Origin of the sequence: Streptomyces sp. AN091965, from assembly GCF_022698285.1 — a bacterium.
Lineage (GTDB): Bacteria > Actinomycetota > Actinomycetes > Streptomycetales > Streptomycetaceae > Streptomyces.
The window spans coordinates 79,233-96,882 of record NZ_JALDMY010000001.1; the positions used below are offsets into that span (position 1 = coordinate 79,233).

A 17,650-nucleotide genomic window follows, 5' to 3' on the forward strand; every position below is an offset into this window, starting at 1 on the left:
CGCGCGCCCTGGCCCCCACCCCCCTTGCCCAGAACAGGACCCCCTCCCGCCATGAACATGGCCGCAGACCTCGCCCGCCGGGCCGCCCGCAACCGATGGCTGGACCGGCCCGCCTACCACGAGAACGACCTCACCCTCACCCACGGCCGCCTCCACCAGCTCGCCGCCCGGGCCGCCACCGTCCTGGCCGACGCCGGCGCCCGCCCCGGCACCCGCGTCCTGATCGCCCTGCCCGACACCATCGCCTGGGTCACCGCGTTCCTGGCCACCGCCCGCCTGGGCGCCGTCGCCGTCCTGGCCAACCCCCACCTGGCCGCCCGCGAGCACGCCCACATCGTGCGCGACGCCCGCCCCCGCCTGGCCCTGGCCCCCACCGCCCTGGCCCCCCGCTTCACCGCCCTGGCCCACCTCACGGGCGATCAGCTCCTTGAGCGCGCCGCCCACCAGGCACCCGCACCGCCCGCCGAGAGCGACCCCGCCCACACCCTCTACATCCAGTACACCTCCGGCACCACCGGCGCCCCCAAAGGCGTCCCGCACCGCCACCGCGACCCCGCCCACTACTACACCGGCACCGGCGCCCAGCTCCTGGACATCGGCGAGAACGACGTCAACCTGTCGGTGTCCAAACTGTTCTTCGCCTACGGCCTGGGCAACTCCCTGGCCTTCCCCCTGTACTCCGGCGGCTCCGCCGTCCTGCTGCCCGGCCCGCCCCGCCCCGCCGCCATCGCCGAGCTGGCCGCCCGCCACCGCGTCACCCACCTGCACGCGGTCCCCTCCGCCTACGCCGCCCTGACCGCCCACAGCGACCCGGCCGCCTTCACCGCCCTGCGCGCCGCCGTCTCCGCCGGCGAACGCCTCAGCCCCGCCCTGGCCGCCCGCGTCACCGCCCACCTGGACGCCCCCGTCCTGGACCAGCTCGGCTCCACCGAAGCCGGCCACGCCTTCGCCTCCAACAGCCTCACCCGCCAGACCCCGGGCACCGTCGGCACCCCCGCCCCCGGCTTCGAACTCCAGCTGCGCGACCGCGACCTGAGCCCCGTACCCGAGGGCACCGAAGGCGACCTGTGGGTACGCGGACCCACCGTCATGCCCCACTACCTGGGCCGGCCCGAGGAAACCGCCCGCACCCTCATCGACGGCTGGCTTGCCACCCGCGACCGCGCCGTGCGCAACGCGGACGGCACCTACACCCACCGCGGCCGCGCCGACGACCTGGAAATGGTCGGCGGCATCACCATCTCCCCCACCGAAGTCGAAGAAGTCCTGGCCGCCCACCCCGCCGTCCGCGACGTCGCCGTCGCCTCCCTGCCCAATCCCGAAGGCGCCACCAAACTGCGCGCCTTCGTCGTCGCCCACGGCGAGCACACCCCCGGCCTGGAAGCCGAACTGACCGCCCTGGCGCGCGAGCGCCTGGCCCCCTTCAAAGTGCCGCGCAGCGTGCACTTCGTCGACTCCCTGCCCCGCACCGCCACCGGCAAGCTCCAGCGCTTCTTGATCCGCACCGCCGCCCCCGCCCGCTGACCACCCCCGCGCCGGCCGCCCGCGGCCGCCCCGAAAGGACACCCCTCATGCCCAGGCTCACCCTGCCCGAAAAGGCCTTCTACCTCGGCCTGCTGTGGGAGAAGGCCGCCGACAAGCACGGCGACGTGCCCGTCACCCTCGACCAGCCCCTGGCCACCTTCCCCCACGCCGGCACCGACCTGACCTACCGCAGCGTCGCCGACCTCGTCGACGACCTCGCCGCCCGGCTGTGGCACGTGGGCATCCGCCCCACCGAACGCGTCGCCATCCACAAGGACGACAACTTCGACATCGCCCTGCTGGCCGCCGCCACCGCCCGCATCGGCGCCGTGCCCGTCGTGCTGTCCGCCGCCCTGAGCCCCGACGTCGTCACCCAGCTCCTGAACCGCCTCGCCCAGCCCTGGCTCATCAGCGACGCCGCCAAACTCTCCGGCCCCCTCAGCGGCACCGACCTCACCGGCCTGGTGCGCGACACCGTCCTGGCCGGCACCACCGCCCACGCCTCCTTGCGCCTGCTCGCCGACATCACCGACGCCCCCCGCCGCGAAGCGGTCCGCCTGCACCGCCGCCAGACCGCCCTGATCACCCACAGCTCCGGCACCACCGGCGTCAACAAGCTCATGGTCCACAACGCCCGCGCCCTCTTCCACCGGCTGCTGCCCCAGCAGCTCATCGCCTGGCCCATCCGCAAGAAGGAGACCGTCGCCCTGGCCATGAGCTACGTGCACTCCCGCTTCTACCACTCCCTGGGCGTCTTCTTGAACTACGGCAACCCGCTGGTCATCCTCACCGACCCCGACCCCGACACCGTCGGCCCCATCTTCACCCGCACCCGCCCCGGCCTGGTCGAAACCCACCCCAACAACTTCATCCAGTGGGAAGACCTCGCCGATGCCCCCGGCGCCCCGCTGTCCAGCGTGCGCTACTACAGCAGCACCTTCGACGCCATCCACCCGCGCACCATCCAGCGCCTGCTCGCCGCCTCCCGCCGCCGGCGCCCCCTGCTCGTCCAGCTCTACGGACAAAGCGAGACCGGCCCCATCTCCGGCGCCTGGTACACCCGCAAGAGCGCCGCCAAGAACGACGGCCGCGACGTCGGCTTCGTCCTGCCCGGCTTCATCCGGCTGCGCGCCGTCGACGACCACGGCCGCCGCGTCCCGCGCGGCCAGGCCGGCCACCTCGAACTGCGCGGCCGCGGCACGATCATGACCTACCTCGGCGAGGACGAACGCTACGAAAAGCAGCGCCACGACGGCTGGTGGCGCCTGGGCGACATGGGCTCCCTGCACCGCGGCGGCAAACTCCGCCTCATCGACCGCGAGATCGACCAGATCGACACCATCGACAGCAACCTCGAACTCGAGGACGTCCTGATGTCCCGCCTGGACGAACTCCTGGAAGTCATCATCGTGCCCGGCACCGACCACACCCCCGTGCCCGTGGTCTGCACCCGCCGCGACGCCCCCCTGGACGAGGAGCGCTGGCGCACCGCCACCGCCGGCCTGCCCGCCATGGCCGCCCCCCTGCACTGGCCCTTCGCCGACGTGCCGCGCACCTCCACCTGGAAGGTCCGCCGCGTGGAGATCACCCGCATGCTCCACGACGGCCAGAGCCCCGCCGCCCCCGCCAACGCCACCTGACACCCCGCCCGTTCACCCCCGCCCGCCCCTGTTCGTGGAAGGACCCACCATGGCACCCCCCTCGCCCCAGCCCGCACCCCACCCCGTCCTGGTGGTCGGCGCGGGCCCGGTCGGACTCACCGCGGCCCTGGCCCTGCGCCACCACCGCATCCCCGTCACCGTCATCGAAGCCGACCCCGCCGAACGCCGGCGGCCCGGCAGCCGCGCCCTGTTCGTCCACCGCGACTCCCTGGCCCTGCTCGGCACCATCAGCCCCGGCCTGGACCAGACCCTCATCGACCACGGCGTCATCTGGCCCACCCGCCGCACCGTCTACCGCGACCGCGACGTCTTCACCCGCACCTACCCCGCCCGGACCGGCGCCGCGGGCGGCCTGCCGCCCTTCACCAGCCTGCGCCAGGTCGAGACCGAAAAGCACCTGCTGCGCGCCTGCCAGGACGCCGGCGTCCGCTTCCTGTGGGACGCCCCCGTCACCGGCACCGAACCCGGCCCCGAGGGCGTACGGGTGTTCACCGCCGACGGCACCGTCCACCACGCCCGGTTCGTCATCGCCGCCGACGGTGCCCGCTCCGCCGTGCGCCACGCCCTGGGCATCCCCATGAGCGGCACCCGCTCCAAGGCCTTCCACGTCGTCGTCGACGTCGCCGAGGACCCCACCGACCCCCTGCCCCTGGAGCGGGTGTTCACCTACGAACACCCCGCCCTGGACGGGCGCAGCGTGATGCGGGTGCCCTTCGCCGGCGGCTTCCAGCTCGACCTGCAGTGCAAGGACGGCGACGACCCCGAGCAGTGGGCCACCGAGGAGGCCGCCCGCGCCTGGGTGGCCCGCGTGGTGCCCCCCGCCTACGCCGAACGGCTGCTGTGGGTCTCGCGCTACCACTTCCTGCAGGTCGTCGCCGACTCCTTCACCGACCCCGCCCACCGGGTGCTGCTGGTGGGCGAGGCCTCGCACCTGTTCCCGCCGTTCGGGGCCCGCGGCATGAACAGCGGCATCGCCGACTCCGTGGCCGCCGCCGAGGCCGTCGCCCAGGCCCTGGCCGGCGCCGAGCGCACCGCCGCCGTCGGCGCGTTCGCCCACGCACGCCGCGAGGCGGCCCTGTTCAACTCCCGCGCGGCCGGCACCGCCCTGGCCCACCTGCGCCCGCGCCACCGCAGGACCCGGCTGCTGCAGCAGTTCTCCGCCCGCATGGCCCCGCTGGTGCCCGCCTGGGGCGAGTGGCTGGAGCGCGCCCCCTACGGGCCGCGCACCGCACCGGCCACCGCCGTGCACGGAAAGTACTGAAGCGCCGTGCCCCACCAGCCCCCGGCCTGGTTCGCCTGGCGGCCCGGCTCCCACCTGGCCCCCGCCGACGCGCCCCGCGCCCCGCTGCTCGCCGCCGACTCCTGGCTCGTCGAGGACGGCCGGGTGCGGTTCCTGGCCGGGCACCGGGCCCGCTTCCAGGCGGCCTGCCGGGCCGCGGGCGCCGGCCCCGGCCTGGACGTGGCGGGCTTCCTGGACCAGGTGGCGGGCCGGCTGCCGCGCACCGGCGCCTGGTTCCCGCGCGTCGAACTGCTCGGCGCCGGCCGGCCGGTGCTCGGCCTGCGCCTGCGGCCCGCCCCCGCCCGCCGCGCCCAGGTGCGCCTGATGCCCTGGTACGGGCCCGACCCGCGCACCTGCCCGCGCCGCAAGGGCCCCGACCTCGACGCCCTGGCCGCCCTGCGCGCCCGCGCCCGCCAGGAGGGCGCCGACGACTACCTGCTGACCGCCCCCGGCGGCCTCGCCGTTGAAGCCACCACCGCCACCCTGCTGTGGTGGGACGGCGGCCGCCTGTGCCTGCCCGCCCCCCACCTGCCCGTCCTGCCCGGCATCACCGCCGCCTGGATCACCGCCCGCGCCACCCGCCTGGGCGTGCCCCTCACCCCGCGCCCGGCCCGCCCGGCCGACCTGAGCGGCCACGAGGTGTGGCTGGTCAACGCCCTGCACGGGATCCGGCCCGTGACCGCCTGGCCCCACACCCCCTACCGGGCCGGACCCGCCCCGCGCGCCGCCCTCTGGCAGCAGGCCTGGCAGGACGCCGCCCGCCCCCTGCCCGCCCCGCAGGCGGCCGCCCGCCCCTGAACCACCCCCGCCCCGCGCCCCCTTGCCGCCCCCGTGCCGCCCTCTTTTTCCGTCCGCCCAAGGAGAGCTCCCTGCCATGAACAGCCGCCCCCTGACCCTGGCCATCGTCGGCGCCGGCCCCCGAGGCCTGTCCGTCCTGGAGCGGACCCTCGCCGGCGCCCGCACCCTGGTCACCCGCCCGCTGACCGTGCACGTCATCGACCCCTTCCCGCCCGGCGCGGGCGCCGTGTGGCGCACCGACCAGCCCGCCCACCTGCTGATGAACACCGTCGCCTCCCAGGTGACCGTCTTCACCGACGCCTCGGTGCGCATGAAGGGGCCGCTGGTGCACGGCCCGAGCCTGTACCAGTGGGCGCGCTCCCTGCCGCGCTCGCGCACCGTCCACCCGGCCTGGGTGCTGGCCCAGGCCCGCACCCTGCGCCCCGACGCCTACCCCACCCGCGCCTTCTACGGCCACTACCTGCGCTGGGCGTTCGCCCACATCGTCTCCCGCGCCCCCGCCCACACCTGCGTGCGCACCCACGCCACCCGCGCCACCGCCCTGGAGAACTGCGGGCCGCACCCGCACGGCCCGCAGACCCTGCGCCTGGCCGACGGCACCGTCCTGACCGGCCTGGACGCGGTGGTCCTCGCCCAGGGCCACACCCCGGTGCGCCCCACCGCCGCCGAAAGCGGCCTGGCCGCCCACGCCGCCCGCCACCGGCTGCGCTACATCGCCCCCGCCAACCCCGCCGACCTGGACCTGTCCGCCATCGCCCCGGGCGAGCGGGTGCTGCTGCGCGGCCTGGGCCTGAACTTCTTCGACCACATGGCCCTGTTCACCCTCGGCCGCGGCGGCACCTTCCACCGCCGCCAGGGCCGCCTGACCTACCGGCCCTCGGGCCGCGAACCGCACCTGGTGGCCGGCTCCCGGCGCGGCGTGCCCTACCACGCGCGCGGCGAGAACGAGAAGGGCGCCTTCGGCCGCCACACCCCCAGGCTGCTGACCGCCGAGCGCATCGCCCGCCTGCAGCAGCAGCGGCCCCTGGACTTCGCCGCCCAGCTGTGGCCGCTGATCGCCACCGAGGTGGAGGCCGTCTACTACCGCACCCTGCTGGCCGCGAGCGGCCGCCCGCGCGCGGGCCACGACCTGGCCGAGCGCTACCTGGCCGCCCCCTCCCCCCAGGCCCGCGCCTCCCTGCTGGACGCCCACCACGTGGCCGCCGGCCAGCGCTGGGACTGGGAGCAGATCGCCAAGCCCTACAAGGAGACCTCCTTCACCGGCCCCGGCGACTTCACCGCCTGGCTCCTGGAGCATCTGCGGCGCGACCTGGACCAGGCCCGCCAGGGCAACCTCAGCGGGCCGGTCAAGGCCGCCCTGGACGTCCTGCGCGACTTACGCAACGAGATCCGCCAGGTCGTCGACCACAGCGGGCTGAGCGCCGACTCCCACCGCGAGGACCTCGAACGCTGGTACACCCCGCTCAACGCCTACCTGTCCATCGGCCCGCCCGCCTCGCGCATCGAGGAGATGGCCGCGCTGATCGAGGCCGGCGTCCTGGACGTGCTCGGCCCCGAGGTGGACATCCGCCCGGCCCAGGGCCCCGACGGTCCCGTGTTCGCGGCCACCTCCGCGGCCGTGCCCGGCCCGCCGGTGACCGCGCGCACCCTCATCGAGGCCCGGCTGCCCGACGGCGACCTGCACCGTACCGCCGACCCCCTCCTTCGCCACCTGCTGGCCAGCGGGCAGGGGCGCCTGCACACCCTGCCCGGCCCGCACGGCGACTACGAGACCGGCGGCCTGGCCGTCACCGCCCGCCCCTACCACCTCATCGACGCCGCGGGGCGTGCCCACCCGCGCCGCTTCGCCTACGGCGTGCCGACCGAGGCGGTGCACTGGGCGACCGCGGCGGGCATCCGCCCGGGGGTGGACTCCGTCATCCTGGGCGACGCCGACGCCATCGCCCGCAGCCTGCTGGCGCTGCCCGCGCACAGCACGCCCCCCGGCTACGGCGCCGCGCTCACCGGGCGCGCTCCCCGGCCGGCCGCCGAGAGCGTCTCGCCCGTGATGGCCGCCGCCACCGGCCGCGAGTAGCCGCCTGCCCGCTCCCGCCCCCGCATTGTCTACACTGCGCTGCCGCCCGGTGCCGCGCCTGCGCCACCGGGTGGCCGGCACAGGAAGAGGTACTGATGGCCCAGACACCCCCGCCACCGTGCACCCCGGCGCACCTGGCCGCCCAGGCCACCCGCCTGGCGGCCGCCATGGACGCCGTCACCGACGCCGAAGCCGCCCAGCGGGGCCTGACCCGCGCCGACTTCGAGGTCCTGGCCGCCCTGCGCGGCGCCGGCGCGGCGCTCGGCTACCGGCTGCGGCCCGGTGAACTCGCCGAGCGCTGCCACCTGTCCTCCGGCGGCACCAGCAACATCATCCGCAGGATGGCCGAGTCCGGCTATGTGGTCCGCGAGGCCGACCTGCACGACGGGCGCGGCTCGTGGGCGCAGCTGACCGAGGAGGGACGGCGTGTGGTGGACGCGGTGCGCCGGGCCGCGGACTCCGTCTACGACGCGCTGCTGCGGCCGCTGCCCGGCGGCGCGGTGGAAGCCCTGTCCGGGCTGATCTCCCTGGTGGCCGCCGCTCTGGAGCAGGCCCCTGCCCCGCGGGCGGGCGCCGGGGCGGCGCGGGCGGGCGCCGGGGCAGCGGCTGCCGGGCGGGCCCGCAGGATCGTGCGGGCCCCGCGGCCCGCCCCCAAACGCTGAAACCCCCCTCTTCCGCCCCGCGCGCGGGGCGGGCGGCCCACGGAAAAGGGGTGAAGAGGGGGGAAGAAGAAGGAAGCCGGGCGCGTGAGCGGCGGGGCGTACCGGTGTGGTGCCCGGCTTCCTGCCCTTCATGGTGGCCTGCTCCCGCGGCGGGCCACAAAGGCCGCGGCGCGACTTCGGCACCTGCCCGCACCGGCGGGGGCCGCCCCACGGGGCGGGCCGGGCAGCGGACTTGGCCAAGTGGGCCGCAGGCGGGTCACGGCGGGAGGGCCCGGCGGAGGCCCGGGCGTTGAGCCCGGTGATGCGCGGCCATGTGGCCCCCCAAAAAGGGGCCGGGCCGCGCTCCTGGCACGCCCGGCTATTCCCGCACCGCCTAGGAGGCACTGGATGAACACCAGCGTGACGCGCCCCGACGCCCATATCGGGGCGCTGCTGCGGCACTTCGGAGATCTTCGCGATGGCACCCACGGCGACGGAGCCGTCTCGCGCGCGGCCAAGGAGGAGCTGTTCGAGCAGGCCGTCGCGCTGCTGGACCCCTACGCCCGCCAGGTCCTGGAGGAGTTCAACACCCATCTGCTCAACAGGGCGGGCCAGGTGCGCGTGAGCGGCTGCACGCGGGCCAGGGACGGCGGTCTGGCGGCCACCTGGGCGCTGACCTGGCCCCAGCAGCGCGGTGAGGGCATCGACCCGATCAGTCTGGTGGCGCACTACGGGCGCGGCTTTCACCACCCGCACCTGCGCGGCGCCACCGTCGCGGAGTGGCCGCTGAACGTCTTCAGCGACGCGCAGGCCGCCGCCGAGGTGCCCACCCTGCGCGCGATCGCCACCGCCGACCTGCACAACCTGGTCTTCCAGCGCGACTTCCGCATCGTGCCCGCCATCACCGACCCGCACCGCTCCCCCACAAGCGCCGCACGCCAGGAGGCCTGATGCTGCGCCTGTCGGTACTGGACCAGTCCCCCATCGGCGAGGACCAGTCGGCCGCCGAGGCCCTGCGCGCCTCCGCCGACCTCGCCCAGAGCGTGGACACCCTGGGCTACACCCGCTACTGGGTGGCCGAACACCACAACTCCCCCGGCTTCGCCGGCACCGCCCCCGAAATCCTGGCCGGACAGCTCCTGGCCCGCACCCGCCACCTGCGCGTCGGCACCGGCGGCGTACTGCTGCCCCGCTACCGGGCGGCGAAGGTCGCCGAGGTCTTCAACGTCCTGGCCGCCCTGCACCCGGGCCGGGTCGACCTGGGGGTGGGGCGCGCGGGCGGCCCCGCCGACCGCTTCCCCGCCCAGGTGGAGGAGGTGCGCCTGCACCTGGGCCTCATCCAGGGGCGGCGCCCCGAGACCGACCAGAGCGCGCCGGTGCCCCCGCAGCTGTGGCTGCTTGGCGCGGGCGCCAACTCCGCCCGCCACGCCGGGCAGCTGGGCGCCTCCTTCGCCTACGCCTACTTCCTGACCCACAAGCCGGGCGGGCCGGTCCTTGACGCCTACCGCGCCGCCCTCAAGAGCGCCGGGCAGGCGCCCCGGCGCGGCGTGGTGGCCGTGCGCGCGGTGACCGCGGACACCGCGGCCAAGGCCGAGGAGCTCGCCCAGAGCGTGCTGCTGTGGCGCAGCCGCAAGGACCTGGGCCAGGACCTGCCCCTGCCCTCGCCCGCCAGCGTGCGCGCCCACCGGTGGAGTTCGCTGGAGACGGAACGGGCCGCGGTACTGCGCCGCACCCTGGTGGCGGGCACCCCCGAACAGGTCCACGCCCGCCTGAGCGCGCTCGCCGCCGACCACGGCACCGACGAGCTCCTGGTGAACACCCTGACGGCCGACCCCGCCGACCGGGTGCGCTCCTACCAACTGCTCGCCCAGGCCTTCCAGCTGACGGCCCCTTCGCCCGACGCCGTCCCCGTCTAGGGGGCGCGAGAGGGACAGCGCCCCGCGCGCGGACAGAAGCGGGAGAGCCCGGACAGGGCTCTCCCGCTTCTGCTGTCCCCCCAGGGCTCCCCCCAGGGCTCCCCCCAGGGCTGCCCCCCTGGGCTGTCCTCCGGGTCTGTGCCCCAGCCGGGGCCCTTTGGGGAAGACGTGTGCGCGCATGGAAGCGGGGCGGCCGTTGGGATAACGGCCGCCCCGGGGGGTCTGGGTCCTCCTGTCTGCTGTTGTGGCCTGTCCTGCGGTGGATGCGTCTGGTCCGGCGTGCGGCTATCGCGTGCTCCTCTCGCCGGGGGCTGTCATCTGCCTCCTCCTTTCTTCTTCGCTCGTTCTGGAGTTGTTCTGCCGCTGGGGGTCGCTGTCGGGGATCGGGGACGGTCGGGGTCGAAGGGACGGGGGGTCAGGGGTCGAAGGGACAGGGACGGGGGTCGAAGGGACGGGGGTCGGGGGTCGAAGGGTCGGGGGTTGGGGGTCGGAGGGTCGGGGGCTGGTGGTCGGGGGCTGGGAGATTGGGAGTTGGGGGTTTGGGGGTTACTGGGCGTCGATCTCGTTGCGGTAGACCATGAGCTTGGCGTCCTTGGCCACGTAGTAGTTCTGCACCGAGTAGGCGATGGTGGCGAAGTCCAGGCGGCCGTCGCCGTTGAAGTCGGCGGTGGCGATGCGGGCCACGGACTCGTCGGAGACCCGCCACTTGGCCCAGACGCCGTTCTTCAGGTCGATGGCCTTGTAGTACATGACGCCCTGCCAGGGCCACGGGCCGCGCAGGGCGACCAGGAACTCGTCCTCGCCGTCGCCGTCGAAGTCGGCGGTGACGATCTGGTGGCCGGGGCCCTCGCCGTTCTCGTTCGGGTCGCCGTAGACGTCCAGCAGGACGCGGTTCCACTCGACGTCCTCGGGCCGGCCGTCGGTGGCCTTGGTGTAGACGGCGACGGTGTTGCCGTGGAAGGGCTCGACGGCGGCGACGTAGCCCATCGCGTCCTCGCCCATGCGGCCGACGTTCAGGTCGCCGCTGCCGCGGAAGCCGGTCTGCTCGAACTGGGTCAGTTCGCCGGTGCCGATGAGCTTGCGGACCCACTCCTTCTTGTTCTCGTCGTAGAACATCCAGGTGACGCCCTCGTCGGAGGCCAGCAGGAGGGACTCGCGGTCCGAGCCGGGGATGAGGCCCTGCTTCTTCTCCGCGCCGTGGATCATCCGGTAGTGGCAGTCGTCGATGACCGTCATCGGCCACTCCTCGGCCGTCTGCACGTCGTCGGGCTGGGTGAACATCACCACCGGCAGGACGGCGTGGACGTCTTCCTTGGCGACGATGGGCAGGCCGATGATCTCCAGGCGCTCGGTCTGGGTGAAGTAGCCGGCCCGCAGGCGGTGCATGCCGGTGGCGCGGCCCACGTAGTGCCTCTTCCAGCGGGACTCGTCCTTGTCGGGGCTGCCGGGGTTCTCCAGCCAGTCGATCTTGCCGCCCTCGGTGTTGGCGTCCTGGATGGTGCCGATGGGGCCGTAGAGGTCGTAGCAGAGGATGATGTCGGGGCGGCCGTTGCCGTTGACGTCGGCGTAGTCGGCGCCGACCGGCATCTTGATCTTGTCGGCGACCAGGCGGCGGGTCCACTTCTCGTCGTTCTGGTACCAGTAGATCTCGCCCAGGCGCAGGCCGTAGCCGAACAGGTCGGGCTTGTTGTCGCTGTTGAGGTCCGGGGCCTCCAGCCAGTATCCGTCGCGCAGCTGGTCGGCGACGAGCTCGGCGGTGAACTTCGGGGCGCGGAAGGCGGACAGGGCGTCGGCGGTCATGGTGGTTCTCCTTGGGGTCTCGTGGGGCGCGGCGGCCGGAGGGAAGGGGTGCGGGGGCAGGGGTCAGGGGTCAGGGGTCAGGGGGTGAGGCGGTGGTATTCGACGGCGAGCCAGACGCAGTCGGTGTCGGCGTAGTACTGGTGCCAGGGGTAGTGGTAGGAGCCGTCGGGGCCGATGGTGCAGAAGGGGTCGGGGGTGGTGTAGCCGGGGCTCATGCGCAGGTCTTCGTAGAGGCGGGTGTGGTCGGGTGCGGTGAACTTCTGCATGCGGCCCAGGCCGTGGACTTGGGTGTGGACTTCGATGAAGTCGTGGCGGTTGTGGATGTGGCAGTCGGTGCCGGCCGGGGCGAACCAGAGGTTGGCCTTGATCTGGAAGTCCTGGGCGCGGGCGGGGGCGGTGCTCTGTCCCAGCAGGTGGGCGGGGTCGAAGCGGGCGGTGCCCGCGTCGTCCTGGGGGCTTTTGAACAGGGGGGTGGTGCGGGGGAAGGCGGCCTCGTCGGCAAGCAGGTCGGCCAGGTGCTGCCAGCCCGGCTCGCCGGTGATGGCGTTGATGGGGGTGTCGAGGTCGGTGCGCAGCAGGATGAGGGTGTCGGCCTCCTGGATGCGGGTGTCGCGCAGGATGGTGGAGGACAGGGGCGGGATGCCCTTGCGGGGGTGCTCGCTGACGGTGATCCGGCGGGGCTGGGGGTTGACGACGAGGGCGGTGCCGTTCACGGCGTAGTCGCGGGCGTGGGTGATGAGGGTGGCCTTGACGTGCGGCCCGGAGAAGTTGAGCTCGGTGGTGGTGTTGGTCTGCTGGCGGGTGGTGGTCATGGCGGTGCCTCCTGCCGGGTCGTCGGTCCTTGCCGGGTGGGGGTGAGCGGTCAGGCGCGGGCGAAGGTGGCGGTGCGGGCCAGTTCCGCGGACAGCTCGTCGATGGCGATGGCCGGGGTGAACTGGTCGGGGGCGGGGCTGTCGCCGAAGTAGTGGGCGATGGCGTCGACGGTGCGCTCGGTGGCGCGGCCGTCGCCGTAGGGGTTGGTGGCGTTGGCCATGCGGTCGTAGGCGCCGGGGTCGCGCAGGAGTTCGCAGGCGGCCTGGACGATGCCGGGCGTCTTGGTGCCGACCAGGCGGGCGGTGCCGGCGACGACGGCCTCGGAGCGCTCGGTGACGCTGCCGAGCACCAGGGTCGGCTTGCCGAGGGCGGGGCCTTCCTCCTGGGCGCCGCTGCTGTCGGAGACGATGAGGTCGGCGCGGCGCATCAGCTTGCTGAAGCACAGGTAGGACAGCGGGTCGACGATCGTGATGTTGGGGTGGTTGCCGATGCGGGGCAGCAGTGCGTCGCGCACGACGGGGTTGCGGTGCAGCGGGATGACCACGCGTACGTCGGGCTCGTCGGCGATGGAGGCGAAGGCCTCGGCGATCTGCGGCAGGTCCGGCCAGGCCTCGCGGCGGTGGGCGGAGGCCAGGACCACGCGGCGGTTGTCGCTGTCGAGGTCCTCGATGGCGTCCGAGCCGTAGTCCTCGGCGCGGTCGCTGGCCCAGCGCAGGGCGTCGATGACGGTGTTGCCGGTGACGACGATGGTGTCGTCGGCGATGCCCTCGCGCAGCAGGTTGGCGCGGTTGCCGGGGGTGGGGGCCAGGTGCAGGGCGGAGACCTGGGCGACCAGGCGGCGGTTGCCCTCCTCAGGGAAGGGGGAGTTGAGGTGGCCGCTGCGCAGGCCGGCCTCGACGTGGATGACGGGGATCTGGTGGTGGAAGCCGGACAGGGCGCCGGCCAGGGTGGTGGCGGTGTCGCCGTGCACGAGGACGGCCTCGGTCTGCAGGTCCTTGAAGACCTCGCCCAGGCCCTGCAGGGAGCGGGAGGTCACCTGGGACAGGGTCTGGCGCGGCGCCATGATCTCCAGGTCGATGTCGGGCTTGAGGCCGAAGGCGTCCAGGGTCTCGTCGAGCATCTGGCGGTGCTGGCCGGTGGAGATGACGGTCGGGGCGAAGCGCGGGTCGTCCTTCAGGGCGCGGATGACGGGGGCGAACTTGATGGCTTCGGGGCGGGTACCGAGGACAACGGCTACGGAACGCATGGCTTTTATTCCTTTTCTGTGTCAAGGGGGAGGGAGGGAAAGGCTCATGAAGGGCTTTACGGAAGGCGCGGCACCGGATGTCGGGGTGCTCTTCGCGCCGGGCTCAGGGGGGCCGGCCCGTTTGAATTCCGGGGCGGCGCTTGCGGTGTTTCCCGCCTTGGGGATTCCTTCCGGTTTCCCTGCTGGCACTAGATATCTTTCCTGTGAGCTAGTTCCGCGTCAATTGAGCTTTCTCCCGCCGGTTGCACAGGAGTTGGACACCGCGCCCCCTTTTCGTGCGGAAAGGGGGCGCGGACATGCGAAAACCCCCGTGCCCGCAGAGCGGGCACGGGGGTTTCCCGGGCTCGGGGGCGCCGTGCGGCGCCCGGTGCGCGGCTGTGCGCGCGGGCTCCTCAGGCGCGGACGATGGCCAGCACCTCGTCGCGGACGCGGGCCATCACCGCCTGCTCGCGGGCCTCGACGTTCAGGCGCAGCACCGGTTCGGTGTTGGAGGCGCGCACGTTGAACCACCAGTCGGCGCCGCTGACGGTGAGCCCGTCGAGTTCGTCCACGCGCACGCCCGGGCGTGCGCGGTAGGCGGCGTGCAGGGCCGCCAGGCGGTCCTTCTGGTCGGCCACCGTGGAGTTGAGCTCGCCGGAGCCCGCGTAGCGGTCGTAGGCGGCCACCAGGCCCGACAGGGGGCCCTCCTGGCCGCCGAGGGCGGCCAGGACGTGCAGGGCGGCCAGCATGCCGGTGTCGGCGTTCCAGAAGTCGCGGAAGTAGTAGTGCGCGGAGTGCTCGCCGCCGAAGATCGCGCCGGTGGCGGCCATTTCCTGCTTGATGAAGGAGTGGCCCACGCGGGTGCGCACCGGGGTGCCGCCGTTCTCGCGTACGACTTCGGGGACGGTCCAGGAGGTGATCAGGTTGTGGATGACGGTGCCGGAGCCGCCGTTGCGGGCCAGTTCACGGGCGGCGACCAGGGCGGTGATCGCCGACGGGGAGACCGGCTCACCCCTCTCGTCGACGACGAAGCAGCGGTCGGCGTCGCCGTCGAAGGCGATGCCGATGTCGGCGCCTTCCTCACGCACGCGCTGCTGGAGGTCGACGATGTTCGCCGGGTCCAGCGGGTTGGCCTCGTGGTTGGGGAAGGTGCCGTCCAGCTCGAAGTACATCGGCACCAGCGTCAGGGGCAGGCCTTCGAAGACGGTGGGCACGGTGTGGCCGCCCATGCCGTTGCCCGCGTCCACGACCACCTTCAGCGGCCGGATCGCCGAGAGGTCGACCAGGGACCGCAGATGCGCCGCGTAGTCGCCCAGGGTGTCGCGGCGGGTGAGCGCGCCCGCCGCGGTCAGCGAGGGCGGCGCGCCCTCGGCCAGCCAGCGCTCCACCAGGGCGCGGACGTCGGCCAGGCCGGTGTCCTGGCCGACCGGGGCGGCGCCCGCGCGGCACATCTTGATGCCGTTGTACTGTGCCGGGTTGTGCGAGGCGGTGAACATCGCCCCCGGCAGGTCCAGGGCGCCCGAGGCGTAATAGAGCTGGTCGGTGGAGCACAGGCCGATCTGGGTGACCGCGCAGCCGCCCAGGGCCGCGCCCTGGGAGAAGGCCAGGGCCAGGGCGGGCGAGGTGGGCCGCATGTCGTGCCCGACGACGATCGCGGCCGCGCCCGTCACCCGCGCGAAGGCGGCGCCGAAGAGCTCGGCCAGGGAGGCGTCCCACTGCTCGGGGACGATCCCGCGGATGTCGTAGGCCTTGACCAGGCCCGAGAGATCGGCGCCGCCGGCCGCGGCGGCGCGTGCGGCGACGGAGGTGGCGGCAGTGGTGGCGCACTGGTGCGCGGTGTGGTCCGAGGTGAGGGACAAGGGGGTGCCTCCGGTTCGAGGGGACGTGCGGGCAGAACGGGAACGCAAAGGGGTCCGTGCGCGGGGCGCTGTGCGCGAGGGCCGGGCAAGAGGGGCCGGGCGAAGGGGAGTTGTCCCGGGGCCCCGGGGGGGGGTGTGCCGGGGGCAGCACGACGCCGGGCGCGCGCTCCGCGAGGGGGGGTGCGGCGGCGCGCCCGGCGGCGGGTGCCCCCGCCCCCGGGGGGGCGAAAGGGGGGGGCGGGGCGGTGCGGTCCCTAGCGGCGGGGCAGTTCCACCGACAGGGAGTGGCGGAAGACGTCGGCGGGGTCGTAGCGCTTTTTGACCTGCTGCAGACGCGGGTAGTTGTCCTTGTAGTAGAGCCGCTGCCAGGGCACGCCGGAGGTGTTGCGCTTGGGGTCAGCCACGTCCCGGTCGGGGTAGTTGATGTAGCAGCCGTCGGTGCGCTCGTCCAGGACGGGCACTCCCCCGGTCTTGGCGAAGAAGTCCTCGTACAGCTCGCGCACCCAGCCCAGGTAGAAGTCGTCGTCCTTCTTCTCGGCCCAGAAGGTCTGGAAGCACATCTTGAACGCGGAGCTGCGCTGGGCGTTGGCGGTGGAGTCCGGGGCCAGGGCGTTGACCTGGCCGCCGAAGGAGAACAGCACCAGCATGGTGTCGGGGTTGTGGAAGTCGGCGCGGGTCATGTGCTTGTACAGGGCGGCGACCTGGTGGTCGGTGAAGTTCTTGCGCATGTAGCCGGACTTGTGGGCGCCGCGCGAGGTGGGGTTGGTGATGGTGGGGTTGTCGGTGCCGACCAGGCGGGTGGCCTGCAGCCAGGGCATGCGCCGGGGGGTGTGCAGGCCGGGCATGGCGGGCAGTTCGCCGTTGCCCCGGGCCAGGGTCCCCGGGCGCAGGCCGGTGCCGGCCAGGACCGCGTCCAGGAAGGACTGCAGCAGTCCTTCGGCGCCCTCGACGCCCGCGTCGACCTGGGTGAACATGCCCAGGCTGCCGTGGGCCTTGGCGCTGACGTTGAACAGGCTGCTCAGATGCCGGTAGGGCGAGGCCGGGGCGCTGTGCTCCTCGTGCCAGGCGCCCCAGTTCTTCAGCAGCCGGGTGAAGCGGGTCTCGTTCAGCTGCTCCCAGGGCAGGTCGATGGCGCTGACCAGGACGGTGGAGGGCGGCTTGATCAGCTGGTCGCCCGGCTCGGTGCCGTGTGCCTCGGGTGAGCGGAAGTAGTAGCGGGTGATGAGGCCGAAGTTGCCGCCGCCGCCCCCGGTGTGGGCCCACCACAGCTCCCGGTGGGGGTCGTCCTTCTCCCGGGTGGCCAGCACGGTGCGGGCCTTGCCCTTGGCGTCGATGACGACGACCTCGACCGCGTACAGGTGGTCGGAGACCAGGCCGTGGGCGCGCGAGAGCAGGCCGTAGCCGCCGCCGCTGATGTGCCCGCCGGCGCCGACGCTGTAGCAGATGCCGCCGGGCACGGCCACGCCCCAGCCCTTGTAGAGGGTTTCGTAGACATTGAGCAGGCGGGCGCCGGGCTCGACGGTGAAGGCCCGCATCCGCTCGTCGTAGCCGACGGCCGTCATCGGGGAGAAGTCCAGGATGACCTGGGTGTCGGGGTGGGCGGCGAAGTCGGCGAAGCAGTGGCCGCCGCTGCGCACCGAGATCCGCTTGTTGTCCTTGACGGCCTGCTGCAGGGCCTGTTCGGCGTCCGCCGCCGACGTGATCATTTTGATGTAGTCGGGTCTGGCCACGAAACGCTGGTTGTTGCCGGTGGTCAGCAGCGGGTAGCGGGGGTCGTCGGGGCCGATGAGGGCTCCGGCCGCCCGCGGCGCACGCGCGGCCGGGGCCGCGGCGGCGGGGGTGCTCAGCAGGGCGGGGGCACCGGCTGTGGCGGCGACCGCGGCCCCCGCGACCGCGGCGCCGCGCCCTATGAGCGTGCGGCGATCGACATCGTTCATCGTCAGCTACCTCGTCTTTCGACAGCTCGTCCCGGGCCCGCGCCGCAAGGGCGGGGCCCGGGAGCGGACCGGCCCGGCGGATGCCGGGCCGGAGCACTTCACCCCAAGCGGGCGGCGGAACAA

General features: G+C 73.9%; 13 protein-coding genes. 8 read left to right on the forward strand and 5 right to left on the reverse strand.

The window, feature by feature from the left end; translation table 11 throughout:
* Nucleotides 1-51 precede the first annotated feature (51 nt).
* The 8 genes from MQV74_RS00390 to MQV74_RS00430 all read left to right on the forward strand — a co-directional run bounded on the left by MQV74_RS00390 (nt 52) and on the right by MQV74_RS00430 (nt 9,893).
* Nucleotides 52-1,524: an AMP-binding protein gene (locus MQV74_RS00390; protein WP_242713981.1), complete on the forward strand. Its 1,473-nt coding sequence runs from the start codon at nt 52-54 to the stop codon at nt 1,522-1,524.
* 47 nt (nt 1,525-1,571) lie between these two features.
* Nucleotides 1,572-3,164: a class I adenylate-forming enzyme family protein gene (locus MQV74_RS00395; RefSeq protein WP_242713982.1), complete on the forward strand. Its 1,593-nt coding sequence runs from the start codon at nt 1,572-1,574 to the stop codon at nt 3,162-3,164.
* Nucleotides 3,165-3,213: 49 nt separating this feature from the next.
* A complete protein-coding gene (locus tag MQV74_RS00405) occupies nt 3,214-4,446 on the forward strand; it encodes an FAD-dependent oxidoreductase (protein ID WP_242713983.1) in 1,233 nt (410 codons plus the stop codon).
* A gap of 6 nt (nt 4,447-4,452) precedes the next feature.
* Nucleotides 4,453-5,262, forward strand: coding sequence for an aminotransferase class IV (locus MQV74_RS00410; RefSeq protein WP_242713984.1), 810 nt, complete (start codon nt 4,453-4,455; stop codon nt 5,260-5,262).
* Between the two features lie 76 nt (nt 5,263-5,338).
* On the forward strand, nt 5,339-7,336 hold the full coding sequence (locus MQV74_RS00415; protein WP_242713985.1) for an FAD/NAD(P)-binding protein: 1,998 nt from the start codon (nt 5,339-5,341) through the stop codon (nt 7,334-7,336).
* Between the two features lie 95 nt (nt 7,337-7,431).
* A complete protein-coding gene (locus MQV74_RS00420; protein ID WP_242713986.1) occupies nt 7,432-7,998 on the forward strand; it encodes a MarR family winged helix-turn-helix transcriptional regulator in 567 nt (188 codons plus the stop codon).
* Nucleotides 7,999-8,385: 387 nt separating this feature from the next.
* A complete protein-coding gene (locus MQV74_RS00425) occupies nt 8,386-8,928 on the forward strand; it encodes a hypothetical protein (RefSeq protein ID WP_242713987.1) in 543 nt (180 codons plus the stop codon).
* The gene (locus MQV74_RS00430; RefSeq protein ID WP_242713988.1) at nt 8,928-9,893 is read left to right on the forward strand and encodes an MsnO8 family LLM class oxidoreductase; all 966 of its coding nucleotides are present in this window, start codon (nt 8,928-8,930) and stop codon (nt 9,891-9,893) included. Before MQV74_RS00425 ends, MQV74_RS00430 begins: the two co-directional genes overlap by 1 nt.
* Nucleotides 9,894-10,439: 546 nt before the next feature.
* On the opposite strand, the gene MQV74_RS00435 is transcribed toward MQV74_RS00430, so the two are convergent.
* The 5 genes from MQV74_RS00435 to MQV74_RS00455 all read right to left on the reverse strand — a co-directional run bounded on the left by MQV74_RS00435 (nt 10,440) and on the right by MQV74_RS00455 (nt 17,527).
* On the reverse strand, nt 10,440-11,693 hold the full coding sequence (locus tag MQV74_RS00435; RefSeq protein ID WP_242713989.1) for an FG-GAP repeat domain-containing protein: 1,254 nt from the start codon (nt 11,691-11,693) through the stop codon (nt 10,440-10,442).
* A 77-nt stretch (nt 11,694-11,770) separates the two neighbouring features.
* Nucleotides 11,771-12,505: a hypothetical protein gene (locus MQV74_RS00440; protein WP_242713990.1), complete on the reverse strand. Its 735-nt coding sequence runs from the start codon at nt 12,503-12,505 to the stop codon at nt 11,771-11,773.
* A 50-nt stretch (nt 12,506-12,555) separates the two neighbouring features.
* On the reverse strand, nt 12,556-13,752 hold the full coding sequence (gene wecB / locus MQV74_RS00445; RefSeq protein ID WP_242713991.1) for a non-hydrolyzing UDP-N-acetylglucosamine 2-epimerase: 1,197 nt from the start codon (nt 13,750-13,752) through the stop codon (nt 12,556-12,558).
* A 392-nt stretch (nt 13,753-14,144) separates the two neighbouring features.
* Nucleotides 14,145-15,488: a phosphomannomutase/phosphoglucomutase gene (locus tag MQV74_RS00450; protein ID WP_242728462.1), complete on the reverse strand. Its 1,344-nt coding sequence runs from the start codon at nt 15,486-15,488 to the stop codon at nt 14,145-14,147.
* Between the two features lie 356 nt (nt 15,489-15,844).
* Entirely contained in the window at nt 15,845-17,527 is a 1,683-nt protein-coding gene (locus MQV74_RS00455; RefSeq protein WP_242713992.1) for an FAD-dependent oxidoreductase, read from the reverse strand.
* Between the last annotated feature and the right edge of the window lie 123 nt (nt 17,528-17,650).